The sequence below is a fragment of the Shewanella sp. 2_MG-2023 genome (assembly GCF_030548905.1).
Taxonomy (GTDB): domain Bacteria; phylum Pseudomonadota; class Gammaproteobacteria; order Enterobacterales; family Shewanellaceae; genus Shewanella; species Shewanella electrodiphila.
This window is the reverse complement of record NZ_JAUOSO010000014.1, coordinates 109,715-127,657: the sequence shown is the minus strand read 5'-3', so window position 1 is coordinate 127,657 and position 17,943 is coordinate 109,715. Positions and strand designations below refer to the sequence as shown.

The window sequence follows — 17,943 nt, the reverse complement described above, 5'->3', positions numbered from 1 at the left end:
ACGAACAAATCAACAATAATGAAAAACGTTCGAATGGCTTTAGGTTAATTGAGCTTTAATCATGGTTATTATTTTAGCGTTCTGCCAGGGGAAAAAGCTTGTAATGATGGAATAATTTAAAGAGTGACTTTAGGAGTGACTTTTGGCGTTTTTGAGTAGTCGGTGTCGTTACCATAACCAGAGAGAAAGACTGTTGACGCAACGCCAATAACCAGCATGAGCTTATTCAGGTGCATTACTTTGTTCAAGATAATTATCCTTATTATTGTTGTCTCATTTCGCTAAAAATGAGTGAGTCTTGCTTTTCCTTATGCCTCAACTCTGCGTTTTGTTCTCACAAATTCGCTAACAACAAATTACTTTCTCTAAAGTAATTACCCCCAAATACAACAAAGACACTGCTTACGATTAAAGTAATCATTCAAAAGTATGCCTATATTTAAGCTGTTTCAGATGATGTCATTTACAGCGTCTATGTTTGTATATAAAAACACCAGATATATATTGATGTGTGGCGTTTAAACAACCAGCATCACAAAATTTATTTAACTCAGCTAAATAGTGTGGATCATGATGAACTATATTCGGTAAAGTCCGGTCTGATGAAAGTAAAATAACGTTTACCGTTAATTGAGTGCGCTAAAAGGAAAGATCTTTGAAAATATTCAAATCTGTTGTGATATCAATGTTGCTGCTAATGTCAGCCGTTGTCAGCTCGAGCACAATTGCCGCGACAACCGGTTGGTTGGTTAATGACAACCATCCGCCTGTGAAGGTCCGCTTTATGCTGACTGGTGAGTTGGACGCCGCGACTAAAACGGTACCTGCAATTCTTGATGTGCAATTAGATGATGATTGGAAAATGTATTGGCGTACGCCAGGTGAGGGCGGTATTGCCCCTAAAATTGACTGGGGCGAATCGACTAACTTTGGTGCAGTCAATTGGCAATGGCCGACGCCGCAGCAATACACCATTATGGGGTATAAAACTCAAGGTTATCAGGGCGAAGCTGTATTCCCTATTCACATCACTGTCGACGATATTAATGCCAATACAGCGTTAAGAGGAAAATTTACATTATCCTCATGTACCACGGTTTGTGTGTTAACTGATTATCAACTAAAACTCGATTTTACCGCCAATGAATTACAAGCTGATACTGAAGCGATGTTTGCTTTTAATAAAGCGATTTCAACAGTACCTCAACTTGTTGATGCTGAGGCCTCTGCTCAAAATGTTCAAATTGGTTGGGATACTGCTCAGAGCTTACTACAAGTGACTGTATTAGACAGTCAGTGGCGCAAACCGCAAGTGATTGTTGATGGCGACAAAGAGACTAACTTCAATCCTATAGGCGTGACTCGTCACTCTCAGCCCGATGGCAGTGATGCTTGGGTGGCACAATTTGAAGTATCGAATTGGTCTGGCGATCCAAAATTGCTCGAGAAACAACTCAATGTGACAGTAAGTGATAACCAACGGGCTTATGAATACACTACTAGTGTGCAATTAACCTCAATTGAAGCTGCTGGTAGCTCTTTGTTAACGATGATGTTATTTGCGCTAATTGGTGGTTTGATTCTCAATGTTATGCCGTGTGTATTACCGGTATTAGGAATGAAGTTAAGCTCAGTGATTGCTGCGCCCGATCTTCAAAAAACACAAATTCGCCAACAATTTATCGCATCAGCGCTAGGCATTCTGGTTTCATTTTGGCTACTAGCGGCTTTTGTCATTATGCTTAAATTTACCGGCCAAGCTGTTGGCTGGGGCGTACAATTTCAAAACCCGTGGTTTATTGGTTTCATGACCATAGTGACTTCGGTGTTCGCCCTTAATATGCTGGGTGCCTTTGAAATTAATTTACCTTCGAGTTTACAAACAAAACTGGCTACAACAGGGGGTAATGATCACCGTGGTCATTTCTTGCAAGGGATGTTTGCCACCTTACTTGCCACACCTTGTAGTGCACCGTTTTTAGGTACAGCTGTTGCATTTGCATTAGGCGCTGATGTGCTCAGTCTCATTGTGATATTTACCGCACTAGCTATTGGTATGGCGCTGCCTTGGATATTGGTTGCTGCATTTCCGCAAGTGGCACGTTACTTCCCTAAACCGGGACGTTGGATGAACATTGTTAAAGTGTTCTTCTCGGTATTATTACTGATCACCAGTTTGTGGTTGATTAGCTTATTATCAAGTTTTATTACTGTGGCTGCTTTATGGGTCATTGCTGCAGTGTTAGTACTTACTTTCTTTGGTTTGATGGCGAAGCAATATGGACTTCCTGCCGTAATTGCCAGTTTTAGTATGGTCATCATTTTTGCTGCCATTAGTGCGTTTGCAACGTCAGATGATTGGTCAAACCCGCTACCGACTGACTTAGTCTGGACTCCACTTGAGCAAACAGAAATCACTGCGACTGTAGCGCAAGGCAAGACAGTGTTTGTTGATGTGACCGCGGATTGGTGTATTACCTGTAAAGCCAATAAGGTTGGGGTGATATTACAAGACCCCGTATATTCAACACTTAAGCAAGACAATATCATGTTAGTTGAAGGCGACTGGACCACTGCATCGCAACCGATAACAGATTACTTGCAAAGCCATGGTCGTTTTGGGGTGCCATTTAATGTGGTTTATGGCCCTAACGCACCCGATGGGATCAAGTTGCCAGTGATTTTAACAACAGAGCAGGTCTTGGCGGCGATTGAACGAGCATCAGGTAATTAGTCATTTTTAATGTGTTGAACTGAATACAATGTAGATGATGCTCGGTCTTATCAGTGAAGTGAACCATCATCAGTTAACACATTGGAATGAATAGAACATGGCTGATTTAGATAAAAAAACATGGATTCAAAAAGGATTAAGCGGTATTAAACAATTAGGCATAATGTTGCTGTTGTTTTTAGTTGTTTCTACCGCAGTTGATTTGTGGCGCGGCAAGGATATTCCCACGCAAGATTTGCCACATATAAGCGCCTTGGACTTGGATGGCAACTTGGTTGATGTGATGGCCATGAGCCAAGAGGCGCCAGTTTTAGTTTATTTTTGGGGGACATGGTGCCCAGTATGCAACTTTGTCTCACCTTCAGTGGATATATTGAGTGACTATTATCCTGTGGTATCAGTAGCAATGAGTTCAGGTAGTGACGAGCGCTTGGCACACTTCCTAGATGATAAAGGCTATACGCTCAGTACCATTAATGACAAACAAAGCTTTTTAGCGAGAGAGTGGTCAGTACAAGTGACGCCGACAGTCATGGTGTTTAAAGATGGAGAGTTAGTACATTACACCACTGGTTTTACAAGCCTGCCGGGTATGTGGTGGCGAATGGTGTTTGCTTAATATTATTAATATGTACTTAGTTTTTCTATTTGAATAGAGAGTTAGCAATGAGTAACTGGTAACTATCAATTGGTAACTATCAATTGGTAACTAATAGAAAGTCAGTCGCAAAAATATGCTCGTTTCTTGAAAGTTAGCGATTTTACAGCCATAAATAAGTAACGATAAATTTTACTGAAAGTGACTAAAGTGACTAAAGTGACTAAAGTGACTAAAGTTATAAAAAATAACAATAGCAAAGGGTTCACATTGATTGAATTGGTGGTGGTTATTATCATTCTAGCCATCATTGCGGTTGTTGCAGCACCAAAATTTTTGAATATTAAAACCGACGCTGTTATCGCAAATTTAGCAGGGATTGAAGGGAGTTTAAAATCTGCCAATACGTTGGTTTATTCAAAATCTGCTATTCAAGGGCAAGAAGGCCTTAATTCGGGCCTAGTTGATTTAGATGGTCAAACAGTAACGACCTCATTTGGTTATATAACACCATCAAAGGATAACATCGAAAAGATTGTTGAAGGGGCTTTTGACACCATCACTATCGCTGATTTAAATACTCCTGTTACAGAAGATTGGGGCATTTTTGATTTATTTGGAATTGTGTCAATAATCGTTCCGCGTGGATATGCTTTTAGTGACACTTGTTTTATCTTTTATCTAGTCTTACCTAATGCAACTGAGCCTACTTACACGACTAACACTAGTGGCTGTTAACCTTTTAAACCTGCGTATTATAGGGGCAATTAACTAATTGCCTCTGACATATCTCAATACATTTTCTTCGTACTATCTATCCTAAAATTACTTATATTAGTAGCTGCAAATTTAAGCTAAATAAAGCTTACTGTTTTAAGTTATTTTTAGGGATGAAATATGAAAACGACAATACTTGCCTCAATGATATCAGCTTCAATGTTTTTAACTTTTACTGCTTCTGCTGCAATTACGCCTTTTCAGCAAGAAGTGATTGAGGTGATGAAAATGGAGCACAGAACTGATGCGGATAAGTTGAGGGATGCGAACCGCACTCCCGAAATAGCACTTGATTTTTTTGGTTTAAAGCCTGATATGAAAGTGATTGAATTTGTCCCTGGAGGTGGTTGGTATAGTAAAATTCTGGCTCCAATACTTAAAGAAAAAGGTGAGCTTCATATTGCGTTTAAAAAAGAGTGGCTAGATGAAATGGATGATCTGCTCTCGATAGACGCGATGAGTAAAACCAAAAAGCTACCTATTGAACTTGATTGGAACTCTGAAGAGAGAAGATTCAACTTGGGGAATATTGATTTTGGTATGTCAGACGCAGATATGATGCTCAATATCCGTGAGTATCATAATTTAAATATAGAAGACAAAACGAAATTAAATAAAGCGACTTTTGAAGCGTTAAAACCTGGCGGTATTTATGTCATTGTCGATCATACTCGTAGACATATGATGCCTGAAACCGTTGAAATGCGTCGCCGTGAAGATCCTATTGATGTTATTTTAGAAGTACAAGCAGCAGGTTTTGTATTGGAAAAATCATCCAATATGTTTTATCGACCAGATGATGAACTTCGCTATGAAGTGGCTAGAAAATCGGTAAAAGGTAATACTGATAGGTTCACGTTAGTGTTTAAAAAGCCGTATTAGTTATATTGCCAAGGGTATGCTTTAGGTAGGTTAATTTTGCTGTTTAAAGCTAAAGCTGTGTTCAGAGAAGGATTATTCTCTGAACAATACATCATCTTTTAAAGCTGGCTTAGCTTTTATTTGTATGATTTATTCGTGTGGTTTGTTTGATAGTTAAAAGCTGTAACGAATTCCGATACGGCTTCTTAGTTCTCTTTGGCTTGAATCATCTGAGACCGAAACATCGCCAAACTCTACCCAGGGGGACCAATTTCCGATTTTATAGTGGGCAGTTAAATTATTCTCATAATTTGTTCTGCTATCGTTATATAACAAGTATTCTGAGTTATCGGCATAGTAGTAATTCCCCTCAAATCCAAAGGTCCAGTTTTCAACTTTATAACCTATATTCACCGTATAGCGATGGCGTAGGTGTTTAATGTCTTCCCCTGGCTTTACATCTAAGCGATAGCGTCCACTTAGAGATAAACCGTCAATGGCGTCTGATTTGTAAGTTAAGCGAAGTTGGGGCTTGTAGGTGGCTCCTGATGAGCCGAACTCAATTGGCATTCCTGTAATGAGTGTCCATTGGTCATTGAGCTTTATACGATAGCCTAGGTCTAATTCAGAGCCATTTGACTGTAAGTCTTCCATGAACTTACCTTCAGCCCCTTTGAATTTTAGCTCTAAGCCGACAGAGAAACGACCATCAAAAGTATGCCCCATTTTTACACGGCTAGCATGCTGATCAGTAGAGCTTTTATATTCCTGACGGAAGTCTAGTGAAGCAGCATCAGCATTTGAACACATTAACAATACAACGCAAATCAATAAAACTAGTCTATGTAATGACATCACTAACTCTATCTAGGATTAAGTTGATTTGTATTACAATATTAATTAATGAAATTTCCAATATACAACTTAATGAAATGTGAGCGATGACATGATTGGCAGTTAAAGAATCTATTTTAGGGGCAATAAGTAGACAAAAAAATTACTTATAGTTAACCCTGTAACATAACTGGCTGTTAGTTAACAATTTTGAAACGGGCGTGGCGTAAGCATGGGTGACAGCTAGCAAGGATCTGAAGCTTTTGAAGGCATGATCTATATAGTACTTAAAAGTATTACTTATTTATTTCAGTTAGATGGCACAGATATAATAACTATTTCTGATCATTTTCTTAGTTTACTAGGGATATTGTTGACTCCACGATACCGTGGCGTGGATTTTGGCTGTTTAATGATTTATGGCTAACTACATTGCGTACTTTATACACTTTTATCGTGTACTAATCTGAGTGCTGATTCATTATCTAAGAAACTAAGTCATCCAATCGTCAATGATTTGACTTTGTATTCAAGTATATCGACAGATAATGCTGCTTAGTGAACTTGACTGAGTTAAAGCAGGTATCAACGATATGTTTCACAACTTTTATATTATTTATATTGTTGAAGATTAAAATGAAGTAAAGTAGTCGTAAGTGATTAAAATATAATAGGTTAATTTTTATATGGTCTATATTTCTTTATCTTTATAGTATTATTAAAATTTTTCACTTAAATTAAAAAAGTATCCTAATAAAAAACTGGTTCAAAACTTGCTGTGTTTAGTGATAAACGCTTTGACTGAGTTGCACTTGCGAATAAATTTAATGATTTGGAGAGTACATGTTTGATAATCAATCTATTCTGATCACAGGCGGTACCGGCTCGTTTGGGCAGAAATATACCAAAACTATCTTGGAGCGTTATAAGCCAAAAAGGTTAATCATTCTGTCAAGAGATGAACTTAAGCAATACGAGATGCAACAGGTTTATAACGATCCTTGTATGCGGTATTTCTTAGGTGATGTACGTGATGCAGATCGAATGCTGCAAGCGTTTAAGGATGTTGATTATGTTATTCACGCAGCAGCTATCAAACAAGTACCAGCGGCAGAATACAATCCAATGGAATGCATTAAAACCAATATTCATGGTGCAGAAAATGTCATTAAAGCTGCTATCGCAAATAACGTTAAGCGCGTCATCGCACTTTCTACTGATAAAGCTGCTAATCCGATCAACCTGTATGGCGCAACAAAGCTTGCGTCAGATAAATTATTTGTAGCAGGCAATAACATTGTCGGTGAAGGGCGTACACGTTTTTCTGCGGTACGTTACGGCAACGTAGTCGGTTCACGTGGCTCAGTAGTACCATTTTTTAAATCACTTATTGAGAATGGTAAAACCACACTTCCAATCACACATCCCGATATGACTCGATTTTGGATTACTCTCCAAGACGGCGTTGATTTTGTGCTGAAAAACTTCTCTAGAATGCAAGGTGGTGAGATTTTTGTACCTAAAATTCCTTCAGTACGCATTACTGATTTGGCAGAAGCCTGTGGTCCAGGAATGAAACAGGAGATTGTCGGTATTAGACCTGGCGAAAAAATGCATGAAATCATGTGTCCAGGTGATGACTCACACCATACTATCGAATTTGATGATCATTTTGTCATTACACCAAGTATTGCATTTTTTGGTAAAGACCATGATTACTATACGAATAAACTAGGTGAATCAGGTGAACTCGTGCAGTTAGGATTTGAATATCACTCAGGAAATAATCCAGACTTTCTATCCGTAGAACAAATAAAACAACTTGAGGATAATTAGTCATGATTCCTTATGGGCGTCAATCCATTTCACAGCAAGATATTGATGCCGTGACCGATGTTTTACAATCTGACTTTCTTACTCAAGGGCCGCAAGTACCTCGATTTGAAGCTAATATAGCCGCTTTTACACATTCGAAATTCGCAGTAGCAGGAAATAGCGCAACATCATTATTGCATGTCGCTTGCCTTGCCCTAGGTGTGACCTTTAAAGACACTGTCTGGACAAGTCCAATATCTTTTGTTGCTTCATCAAACTGTGCTGTTTACTGCGGTGCGACTATAGATTTTGTTGATATTAATTATGAAACAGCCAACCTTTGCCCAAAAGCATTGGCAAAAAAGTTATCACAGGCAGCATTAAATAATAGCTTACCTAAAGTTATTATAGCGGTACACATGGCTGGTCATAGCTGTGATATGCAAAGCATTGCGCAACTTGCTCGTCAGTATGGAGTTAAAGTCATCGAAGATGCTGCACACGCAATTGGTGGCAGGTATCTTGATTTCCCTATAGGTAGTTGCCAGTTTAGCGACATTACTGTTTTTAGTTTTCATCCAGTCAAAATTATCACTACAGGTGAGGGAGGCGTCGCAACGACTAATGACGCTAAACTTGCAGAAGCGATGAAACGTTCATGCAGTCACGGCATCACTAAGCAGTCTGAAGAGTTAATTAATTCGGATGAAGGTGACTGGTATTATGAACAACAATCATTAGGTTTTAATTATCGTATAACTGATTTACAGGCTGCTTTAGGCAATAGTCAATTATCATCGCTTGAGAGCTTCGTTGAAAAAAGAAATAGTTTAGCTAAACGTTATGTTGAACGATTAAAAAACACCAATGTTCAAATTGTATTACCTCTAGAAGAAACGGTTAGTGCCTATCATTTATTCATTGTTTTACTGCCCCCAAAAGTTGACCGTAAAGAAGTATTTAACGAAATGAGGCAAGCAGGAATAGGTGTGCATGTGCATTACATACCAATTCACCTTCAACCTTTTTATCAAGAGTTAGGTTTTACAAAAGGTGATTTCCCTCAAGCTGAGTCATATTATCAATCGTGCCTGACGCTACCCATTTTTCCAAGTTTAACCGAAATTGAACAAGACTTAATTTGCGAAAAACTCAAGGGGTTACTTAATTGAAAATAGCAATTATTCCTGCTCGTGGCGGTAGCAAACGAATTCCTAAAAAAAATATTCGTCACTTTTGTGGAAAGCCTATCATCGCCAGATCAATTGAGGCAGCTGTTGAGTCAGAGTTATTCGATCATGTGATTGTGTCGACTGATTGCTTTGAAATTGCAGAGATAGCGAGAAGTTATGGTGCCACGACCCCCTTTATGAGACCCGCTGAGTTATCTGACGACATGGCGACAACCCGTGTAGTCGTCAATCATACTATTAATTGGGTGATTGATAATGTGGGCAAGGTTGATCATGTTTGTTGTTTATATGCCACAGCCCCATTTGTTACAGCAGAGGCTTTAAAGCTGAGTTTTGACCAATTACTCAATATGGGGACCGATTTTTGTTTTAGTGTAACCAGTTTCGCTTCAGCGATTCAACGAGCCCTTTATATGGATGATTCCGGTCATGTAAAAATGTTTGCTCCTGAGCATCGACAAAGTCGTTCTCAGGATCTTATTGAGGCTTACCACGACGCAGGGCAGTTTTATTGGGGTAAGTCTGAGGCATTTTTAAGAGGCGATATTATGTATTCAGAGAAAGCGACTTCATATATCGTCCCAAGATACCAAGTTCAAGATATTGATACAGAAGAAGATTGGCTGCTTGCTGAGCGTTTATTTTTAGCTGGAAGCATGTGACACAGGTTTTAATCCGTACCGATAGCGGACAACATATCGGCAGTGGCCATATCATGCGCTGTTTGACTATAGCCAACTCATTGTCCAGAAAAGGGGCGATTGTCACTTTCTGTTGCCGTAACCATAGTGGTCATCAGGCTAAAGTTTTGGAAGGTTTTAATGTTTTACAGCTTTCTGAATCAGCGCAATATACCCAAGGCGATGGAGATTACCCTCATAGTCATTGGTTAGGATGCACTGAAGCGCAAGATGCCGAGGACACATTAGAAGCTGTCAAGCATAATGGAATTAAACCTGATTGGATTATTGTTGATCATTTCTCTTTAGGTGCACAGTGGGAGTCACGAGTTGCAACAGAGACTCAATCTCAAATTGTTGTTATCGATGGTTTGAGAGATAGGCCTCATCAATGTCAGATGCTAATAGATCCTACTCTACATAGTCGTTCTTGTTCGCCGAGTGACGGAAGAGTATATATAGGACCTTGGAACATACCGCTTCGTGAAGAATTTAGAGGTGTTAATCCGAGTTTAAGAACACAGCTTAAAAAGGTGTTTGTGTGTTTCGGTGGTGTTGATAAAGATGATGTAACAGGCCAAGTTTGCCAAGTGTTATTGCAGCGTTCACTTCGTCAGGAATTGGATAGAGTCGATGTGGTGGTGGGGGCTTCGTATCCCCATATTGAGCGACTCGAAGCTTTATGTCGTCAACATGCTAACTACTTGAACCTTGAGATTCAATCTTCGCAAATATCGCAGTTAATGGAACAGGCCGACTTAGCAATAGGTGCTGGTGGCGGTATTTCTTGGGAGCGCTGTGCTGCTGCTTTACCCGCTTTGTGTTGGACGATTGCGGACAATCAATCTGTACCTAATGAACAATTAGCTAAGTTAAATGCAATCATGCACTTAGGTAAAGTAACAACGGCATTAGAACAACAGCTAGAATCGGCTATTTGGTCATTAATAAATCAACCTAATCAGCTGCAGTTAATGTCACAGAGTGCAAAAGAAGTGATGCAAGGATGGCAAAAAAGAAGTGTGTGGATGGCAGAGTTAATTAACTAAGTTATTCGTAATCAGGAATAAAAGAATATGAGTAAAAAGCGAGTGGTCATTATCGGCGGCGCAGGCAATGGTGCAGTCTTAGCTCAAATCATTATGGATATGCAGCGCGCGGGCGATGCAATAGAGCTAGTGGGTTTTCTTAATGACCATCATAGCGCTGGTGAGTTACTTTTCCACTGGCCTGTACTAGGGAAGTCTTCTCAGTGGCAAGAATTAGATAAAGATATCTTATTTGTATTTGCGCTATTAAGCGTGGGGAAAATGCGCGAGAGAGCAGATTTATTAAAATCTTTAGCTATTCCTTCGAGCAGGATGGCAACTTTAATCCATCCTAGTGCGATGATAGGTTTCGATTCTCAAATTGGCGCAGGGAGCGTGATTTGCTCACAGGTATCGATTCAGCCGCAGGTGAACATAGGCGAAAACGTCATGGTAAGAGCGGGAGCTAATATTGGACATGATGTGCAGGTATCTAATTATGTTGATATTGGCCCGAATGTTTGTCTTTGTGGATATAGCAGTTTGAGCGAAGGCGTTCATGTTGCAGCAAATGCAGTTGTACGTGATGGGTTAAGCCTTGGTGCTTATTCAGTAGTTGGTGCAGGTTCAGCACTGTTAAAAGATGCTGGCGAAGGTTCGACTTGGTTAGGGAATCCTGCCCGCCGAGTTAGCTAAGTAAAAGGTGGTTAAATGTTCGAATTTAAAGGTAATCGTAATTATTTACATGGAACAGATTTTTATTTGTTCACTGTTGAGTATGCCAAGAAGAACTATCCAGAAGGAGCCAGACTGACACAACTTAGCTTTCGAAAACTTGCTCGTTGTCAATGTGAATTAATGACACAAAAACCTGAAACAGGAACAATTGTAGCAACAGGAAAATTCCATCTAACCGATGGGACTAAAGTCCCGTTTTGGTGGGTTGAAGGTAGTGCTTCAGTCGAAGGACGCTATGAGTTTGATGAAGATGGATTAGTTTCTAACGCACAGATGACAACTCATCCAGCAACAATCAATATGCTTAAACCTTCAGGAAACTATACCTGTATTGAAGTGCTCGTTGCCTTAACTAAGAAAATGCACAATGAGATCGCGCGACCAAGCAAAGGGAAGTGGTTATTTGGCCAACTAAACCTTACGAAAAGTTTACCGATACAGTATGAAGCATCAGAAATTAGGCTTCAGTCGATGTTACATGACAAATTTTCGGTTTCTGAAGTATGGCTGGATGGACAATTAATGGGGCAAATTAGGTTTATCGTGGAGGGGCAATAATGGATATTGGCATAAAAGCGGTAGCAAGTTACATTCCGTCTACCGCAATTGATAATCTAGAGCAGGGGCGTCAATTTGGTGAATCTGCTGAGTTTGTTGAGTCTAAACTTGGCGCCCTTGTTTTACCTCGAAAAAGTCCGCAACAAGAATGTTCAGATTTATGTGTTGCAGCTATTGAACAACTAGTAAAACAACAGCCCAGTTTTGAAAAAAACAAAATAGATGCTCTTATTGTTGTGACTCAAAATGGTGATGGTGAAAACATTCCTCACACAGCAGCCATAGTACAAGAAAAAGCAGGCCTGCCGAAAACAATAGCCGCTTTTGACGTGTCTTTAGGCTGTTCAGGTTATGTTTATGGTCTTTATATCATCAAAGGCTTACTGCAAGCTGCAGGGCTCAAGCAGGCATTATTAGTGACAGCCGACCCCTATTCAAAAGTCATTGACCCTGCAGACAGGGTCACTTCAATGTTATTTGGAGACGCCGCAACCGCGAGTTGGATTGGTCATGAACCTGTTTTTAAACTGGGTTCTGTGCTGTTTGGAACTGACGGCAATGGAGCAGAAAGTTTACAAACAAAACAAGGCATTTTGTCAATGAATGGCCGACAGGTGTTCAACTTTGCTTCGGTGAATGTGCCTAAACATATTAAAGCGTTGCTAGAAGGTAGCGAAATGTCTGAGGCTGATATTGATGCTTTTCTTATCCATCAGGGAAGCGCCGCGATTGTGGACACGATTGCGAGGCGTTTTAAAGACAAGAACCGCTTTATTAAAGATCTCAAAGATACTGGTAATACCGTTTCATCCTCTATTCCTCTTCTTATTGAAAAGCACGCGATGAGTAGTGAATGGAACAATATTGTGTTGAGTGGATTTGGTGTGGGTTTCTCCTGGGCCAGTGCATTAATTCATAGATAATAAGGAGGCCATTATGGTCAATTTAGAAGTAATTAAAAAAGCGCTAGAAGAATCTGGCGCAGTCGATCTTGAAGCGCTAGCACTTGATGTCACTTTCGAGGACGCAGGATTTGACAGTTTAGACATGTTTAATTTATTTGTGGAACTTGAGCAACTTACAGGCCATCAAGTTTCTGACGAAAAGGTGGATGAATTGACCACACCTGCTGCTTTGATTGCTTACTTTGATAGTTTAAATGACTGATTGGCTCCCGAAAAAGGCCATCATCATTGCTGAATTATCAGCCAATCATAATGGTAGCTTAGAAAGAGCTTGTGACACTATTAGAGCTATGGCAGCTTCTGGTGCCGATATTGTAAAGGTTCAAACATATCGCCCTGAATCATTATGTCTTGATATTGATAATGACTACTTTGGTAAGCGCAAAAAAGGCTTATGGAAGGGGAGGACGTTATGGAGTCTTTACCAAGAAGCCGCATTGCCTTATGAATGGCATCAGCCTTTACAAAAGCTTACCCATGAGCTGGGGATGGAGTTTTTCTCAAGTCCATTTGACCTTGAAGGGGTGGACTTTTTAGAAAGCCTTAATGTGCCATATTACAAAATTGCCTCCTTTGAAGTTAACCATATTCCCCTGATAGAAAAAGCAGCACTAACAGGTAAGCCACTTATTATCTCTACCGGTGTTGCTGATGATAAAGATATCGAACTCGCCCTTAATACTTGCTTCAAGGCTGGTAACTTTAACGTTGCTTTACTTAAGTGCACATCTCAGTACCCAGCAAGCTTAAATGATGCCAATCTGAAGATGATCACCGATATGCAGCAAAGATTTAAGGTACCCATAGGATTGTCAGATCACACAATGGGCTCACTAGTCCCCATGACTGCAGTGAGCCTAGGGGCAAGAATCATTGAAAAGCACTTTACCTTAAATCGAAATGATGGCGGCGCCGATGGCGCGTTTTCTATGGAGCCCCATGAGTTTCGAGAAATGGTTGATCAGATCAGAGCTGTTGAGTCCTGTTTAGGTGAAGTGAATTACACAGTGACCGAAGAAGATAAACTACGCCGCCGTTCGCTCTTTTATTGCCGAAATCTATCCGCTGGAGAAGTGATTGGTGAAGAAGATATAAAAGTGCTGCGTAATGGTAGTGGCTTACAGCCTAAATATATGGAGCAGTTATTGGGTAAAGCCATAGAACGCAGTGTAAAAGTGGGTGAACCTGTACTTGCAGATGATCTGCCGAATAAAGATAACTGGCAAAACTAGATACAGTAATGAAAGGATGTTTTTCCATGTGGACTGAACAGATTGAACTAATTAGCACAGATATGAAGCAAGCTGATTCCAAATATTTGCCTACCAGCTTTTGGCAATTTGGTGCTAAAGGTTTGCAGCAGGATATTGAAACCAATGGCATTGAGAACTTTCGGGGGCTGAAAAGTGCCTTGTCATTCTTTGTTCCTACCTATACTTTCCATGGCTGGGCATCATCACCTGCAAAGTATCAGGAAATGATGACACTGTGCGAAACGCACTTATCAGGAAATCAAAAAGCAATCCTATCGATGCAGGACTTCTTGTCTGGTGAAAATCATGCAAGAAGTGATTTTCGAGTTTACAAAGCGAGCGATAGTAATAAAAAACCTTTCACTGATAACTTTAATGAAAGCTCAGTTGGCTCACCTGTTGAGCAATTTGAATTTGAAAATCGTAAGTTTAGTCGTTCAAGTTTAAACTATTTATTAGGTCTCAATTTTTTAAAGCAACAACTCGCTGATGTACCTATTAATAAAGTATTAGAAATTGGCGGTGGTTTTGGCTCGTTAGGTGAAATCCTGTTGAGTGATGAGCGAAATGACACTTTTTATTTAAATGTTGATATTGCACCCACTTGTTTATTTTCAACATATTATCTTCAGTCTATTTTTGGTCAAGATAAGATTGCTGATTATAAAGCCCTGACGACTTGTGATGACTTTTCACTAGAAAATCTATCAAGTCAGTTTCAAGGTGCGGTAATGTGCCCTTGGCAGCTTCCAAAAGTGACCGGTGAGCTGGATTTGTTTGTTAACTTTATCTCATTTCAAGAAATGGAACCTGACATAGTTGAAAACTATTTGGGTCATGTGTCGCGATTAAACTGTAAATATGTGCTTTTGAGGAACCTAAGAGAAGGTAAGCAACTTGCCATTGATGGAAAACGAGCTGGTGTTAAAAAGCAAATTAAGGGAGAAGATTATGATGTTTTCTTACCTGAATATGAATTACTTGCCACCAATGTTCATCCGTTTGGTTTTGAAACCATAGACGGTTTTCATTCAGAACTGCGTCTGTATAAACGTAAGAGCTAAATGGGGAATAAAGAAAGGTTAGTATGGTCTCCCCACAAGGACTCGAACCCTGATCGGCCGCTTAGGAGGCGGCTGCTCTATCCTGTTGAGCTATAGGGAGACTTTACTAATTATACAAGTTTTACCTTTGATTAAAAGCGTTTAAATTTAGTTGCTTAGTCCTTAGCCACTTCTAATATCATTTCCTTATCGAATCAATGATTATTATAGCTTTTCCCCGAAAATGTGGGCAAACCAAACCTGTCAAAATCAGCTGACTAGTAGGTTAATATTCAAATATGTATAAGCTAGTGAATGGTTAAGCTTGCTGGAGTACTTGCTCCAAATAATTTTTAGCTGAAATGCTATCAGGGTTAATACTTAACACTTGTTCAAAAGCTGACTTCGCTCCCCCAAGTTGACCAATTTTAGCAAGAAAAATTCCAAGCTTAAGTAAAGTGCCTTCGTCCGTCGGGTATTTATCTAAATAATCAAGATAGGTATCAAGTGCTTGTTGATTATTGCCTTGTAGCGAGAAAATATGAGCAAGTTGAGGGAAGTATTCATCGCTGTAAAGTGAAAGGCTTTTGATGGTTTGTTCTGCAAGATCAAGTTGATGAAGCTTTAAAGCCACCAATAACAGTTGTTTGAGCTCTAACTCTGTTCTATCTGCCTTTTCAATTTGTAATAAAGACTGCAACGAAGATTCAAAATCTTTTTCAATGAAATAAATATAATGTTCAGCAAGGAGGAGTAGCCTTGCCGCAAAAGCATCTTTTTCGATTAAAGGTCTAATACTATTAATCAGTAAAGTTAGCCCTTTTATATTGTTATGCTTCTTTAAGTCCAGAATTTTGGCTAATGTATTATCTAAATTCTGATTGGTTTTTTTCATGGCAAAATATGGATGAGAAAAACTAGTTAATTGTTCTTGATATTGCTTTTTTGATTCTGCTAATTGTTCTGATTCTTTTGCTGATAATGTATCCAAAGAAGTTGCATTGAGTTTTTGTTCCAATAACCATACTCGACCTGGTTGATTGTATTTATTCCAGCCAATGGTAAGCAGCTCAATGTTGGGCTGAACTTTAGTTTCTTCACGTCTAATTCTAATAGTCTCTATCGATGTTTCTGTCAGATTTTGTAGCTTTTGAGTGATGACTTCATATGCGCTGTAATACAACTTTGTCATCTTAAGCATATGTTGTTCAGACCAATCTTGTTTTTTTTTGGTGGTCAGAAACTGAGAAAACTCAAAATAGCCAAACACTTTAATCGACATGTTATAGCGATTAAACTTCTTATTTATTTTAGTTTCAATGCTATCTATTTCTTTAACTTTACCTTGATATTCAATGGATTCAGGTTTAAGTTTTCTCGCTGAGTTAGTCAAATTTAATGCTTTTTGGGACAGCTTTTTAATGCTGACAAAAGCATTTTTAGCATCGATGACTTCAGTTTCTAATGTGCTAAGAAAGCTTGATTCATTATCGGTATTCGACGGTATCATTGCCAATAATTGAGCAGGAGAACATTGTGCAGATACAATATTAATATCGTTGAAGTTTTTATAAGCAACGCCTTTTATTTTGGCAGCGTGTTCTGAGAGGTTAATAATTTTAACATTAGGAAATTGCGAAGCTTCTTCTTCAAGCCCTTGAGCTGCGTATAGTAATTGAATCGGTGTCTCAGCTATTTGCCCTGAATAGGTTTCAACCCACTCGTGGATTTTACTGTTTTTACTGCCTGCACTGGCTTCAAGGCTACCTTTAGCATGAGTAACCCCAGTTGGAGAATGACAAAAATCAACGCCGGTTAATAATACTTGTTCAAACCCCATTTCTATAGCGATTCTGATGGCACTGTTTGTGACTGTTGGTCCGATGGTCAGAATATTATCTGTTTCAATCCAAGGTAACTGATCTCCCAAGAACAATGATTTACCTTGCCATTGAGCAAGAATTCTATGATTGACATGATGTGAATTGATGAACAGGCTTTCTCCTGCTAATTTCATCATGTCACGATTCACTTCAAAGCTCGTATCTTGGGGATCAACTGAAACAATAATATGTGCGGGAATACCAGCTTGGGAGAGTTTTGCTGCAAATCTTGAAACGGTAAAGATAAAGAGTTGTTGATAGTTTTCTTTTATCCACTCTAGGTGTAGATCCAGTGACGGGCCACCACCAATGACAATGGCGGTTTTACCAAGAAACTTATTTTTTAATAATGATGCAGGTAACTGGTTTTCAACCACGTTAAACATCTGCTGTTCAAAAAAAGACTTTTGGTTAAAGTTGGTTTTATGTGAAATAGAGTGTTGATTTATGGTTCGATAAGCTTGGCTGTATAGCGTTGAATACTCCTCTATCACGCCTGATGAAGCTGCTAGTGAAAGAGTCACAGCAATCTGGTCTTTAATAAAGTATAAGTCGTCTTCTGCAGATTCAATATGGTGTGTTAACTCATCAAAACTGATGACTTTTAGGTAATCCTGTTGCTCTGTAGGTATCTCAATGTTGAGCATGTTCATCACTTCTGGTAGTTCAACAAAAATGTATTTACTGCCATCAGTTTTTGGCGCTTCCAGAATGTAATTTACCAATAATCCAGAATCTAAGCCCAGAACAATATGTAGGGTGTCTTTAGCAAAAATATCTTGTTTAAATTTTTGTTTAAACGCAGTTGTCGAATCTACTTTCTCAAAGGTATTACGATTAACACTCGGTAAGTAATATTCGCCAAATTGACTAATTGAAAATTGATTATTAAATACTGAGCTAGATCTTTCCATTGTTTGTAAGCCTTTTCTTTTAGTAGCAAATCGCAAATAAATTTTTAATAATTTAATCTATATATCAGG

At 39.1% G+C, this 17,943-nt stretch carries 17 protein-coding genes and 1 tRNA gene; 14 read left to right on the top strand and 4 right to left on the bottom strand.

From position 1 onward, the window contains the following. Positions 1-116: 116 nt before the first annotated feature. A complete protein-coding gene (locus tag Q4600_RS14890) occupies positions 117-248 on the bottom strand; it encodes a hypothetical protein (protein ID WP_303516953.1) in 132 nt (43 codons plus the stop codon). A gap of 437 nt (positions 249-685) precedes the next feature. Here Q4600_RS14890 and Q4600_RS14885 point away from each other — a divergent pair, with 437 nt between their 5' ends. From Q4600_RS14885 to Q4600_RS14870, 4 genes are all read left to right on the top strand, one after another. Then, the gene (locus Q4600_RS14885; RefSeq protein ID WP_303517005.1) at positions 686-2,734 is read left to right on the top strand and encodes a protein-disulfide reductase DsbD; all 2,049 of its coding nucleotides are present in this window, start codon (positions 686-688) and stop codon (positions 2,732-2,734) included. A gap of 97 nt (positions 2,735-2,831) precedes the next feature. Then, on the top strand, positions 2,832-3,353 hold the full coding sequence (locus Q4600_RS14880; protein ID WP_229369314.1) for a protein disulfide oxidoreductase: 522 nt from the start codon (positions 2,832-2,834) through the stop codon (positions 3,351-3,353). Between the two features lie 198 nt (positions 3,354-3,551). Further along, the gene (locus Q4600_RS14875) at positions 3,552-4,070 is read left to right on the top strand and encodes a prepilin-type N-terminal cleavage/methylation domain-containing protein (protein WP_303516954.1); all 519 of its coding nucleotides are present in this window, start codon (positions 3,552-3,554) and stop codon (positions 4,068-4,070) included. A gap of 159 nt (positions 4,071-4,229) precedes the next feature. Next, positions 4,230-4,991, top strand: a complete 762-nt coding sequence (locus tag Q4600_RS14870) for a class I SAM-dependent methyltransferase (RefSeq protein WP_102529422.1) — start codon at positions 4,230-4,232, stop codon at positions 4,989-4,991. 153 nt (positions 4,992-5,144) lie between these two features. Here the strand turns inward: Q4600_RS14870 and Q4600_RS14865 are convergent, their stop codons facing one another. Continuing rightward, a complete protein-coding gene (locus Q4600_RS14865; protein ID WP_102529423.1) occupies positions 5,145-5,825 on the bottom strand; it encodes an oligogalacturonate-specific porin KdgM family protein in 681 nt (226 codons plus the stop codon). An 822-nt stretch (positions 5,826-6,647) separates the two neighbouring features. On the opposite strand from Q4600_RS14865, the gene pseB reads away from it, so the two are divergent. From pseB to Q4600_RS14815, 10 genes are read left to right on the top strand one after another with little or no spacing between them, the layout of a single operon-like run. Next, entirely contained in the window at positions 6,648-7,640 is a 993-nt protein-coding gene (gene pseB, locus Q4600_RS14860) for a UDP-N-acetylglucosamine 4,6-dehydratase (inverting) (RefSeq protein WP_303516955.1), read from the top strand. 2 nt (positions 7,641-7,642) lie between these two features. Further along, on the top strand, positions 7,643-8,791 hold the full coding sequence (gene pseC, locus Q4600_RS14855; RefSeq protein WP_303516956.1) for a UDP-4-amino-4,6-dideoxy-N-acetyl-beta-L-altrosamine transaminase: 1,149 nt from the start codon (positions 7,643-7,645) through the stop codon (positions 8,789-8,791). Further along, a complete protein-coding gene (pseF, locus tag Q4600_RS14850; protein WP_303459799.1) occupies positions 8,788-9,474 on the top strand; it encodes a pseudaminic acid cytidylyltransferase in 687 nt (228 codons plus the stop codon). Before pseC ends, pseF begins: the two co-directional genes overlap by 4 nt. Then, the gene (pseG, locus tag Q4600_RS14845) at positions 9,471-10,541 is read left to right on the top strand and encodes a UDP-2,4-diacetamido-2,4,6-trideoxy-beta-L-altropyranose hydrolase (protein ID WP_303516957.1); all 1,071 of its coding nucleotides are present in this window, start codon (positions 9,471-9,473) and stop codon (positions 10,539-10,541) included. Before pseF ends, pseG begins: the two co-directional genes overlap by 4 nt. A 27-nt stretch (positions 10,542-10,568) precedes the next feature. Continuing rightward, the gene (locus tag Q4600_RS14840) at positions 10,569-11,216 is read left to right on the top strand and encodes a NeuD/PglB/VioB family sugar acetyltransferase (RefSeq protein WP_303516958.1); all 648 of its coding nucleotides are present in this window, start codon (positions 10,569-10,571) and stop codon (positions 11,214-11,216) included. Between the two features lie 15 nt (positions 11,217-11,231). Continuing rightward, positions 11,232-11,816 (top strand): hypothetical protein, encoded by a 585-nt coding sequence (locus tag Q4600_RS14835; RefSeq protein ID WP_303516959.1) that lies wholly within the window; start codon positions 11,232-11,234, stop codon positions 11,814-11,816. After that, on the top strand, positions 11,816-12,739 hold the full coding sequence (locus tag Q4600_RS14830; protein ID WP_303516960.1) for a ketoacyl-ACP synthase III: 924 nt from the start codon (positions 11,816-11,818) through the stop codon (positions 12,737-12,739). The genes Q4600_RS14835 and Q4600_RS14830 overlap by 1 nt, the downstream gene beginning before the upstream one ends. Positions 12,740-12,752: 13 nt before the next feature. Then, a complete protein-coding gene (locus tag Q4600_RS14825) occupies positions 12,753-12,983 on the top strand; it encodes an acyl carrier protein (protein WP_102528971.1) in 231 nt (76 codons plus the stop codon). Then, complete coding sequence (gene pseI / locus Q4600_RS14820) at positions 12,976-14,013, top strand: pseudaminic acid synthase (protein WP_303516961.1); 1,038 nt, start codon at positions 12,976-12,978, stop codon at positions 14,011-14,013. Before Q4600_RS14825 ends, pseI begins: the two co-directional genes overlap by 8 nt. A gap of 26 nt (positions 14,014-14,039) precedes the next feature. Further along, positions 14,040-15,098: a putative sugar O-methyltransferase gene (locus tag Q4600_RS14815; RefSeq protein WP_303516962.1), complete on the top strand. Its 1,059-nt coding sequence runs from the start codon at positions 14,040-14,042 to the stop codon at positions 15,096-15,098. A 24-nt stretch (positions 15,099-15,122) separates the two neighbouring features. Here Q4600_RS14815 and Q4600_RS14810 read toward each other — a convergent pair. Further along, a tRNA-Arg gene (locus tag Q4600_RS14810) sits at positions 15,123-15,198 on the bottom strand. A 198-nt stretch (positions 15,199-15,396) separates the two neighbouring features. Then, positions 15,397-17,874: a 6-hydroxymethylpterin diphosphokinase MptE-like protein gene (locus Q4600_RS14805; protein WP_102528982.1), complete on the bottom strand. Its 2,478-nt coding sequence runs from the start codon at positions 17,872-17,874 to the stop codon at positions 15,397-15,399. Positions 17,875-17,943: the final 69 nt, after the last annotated feature.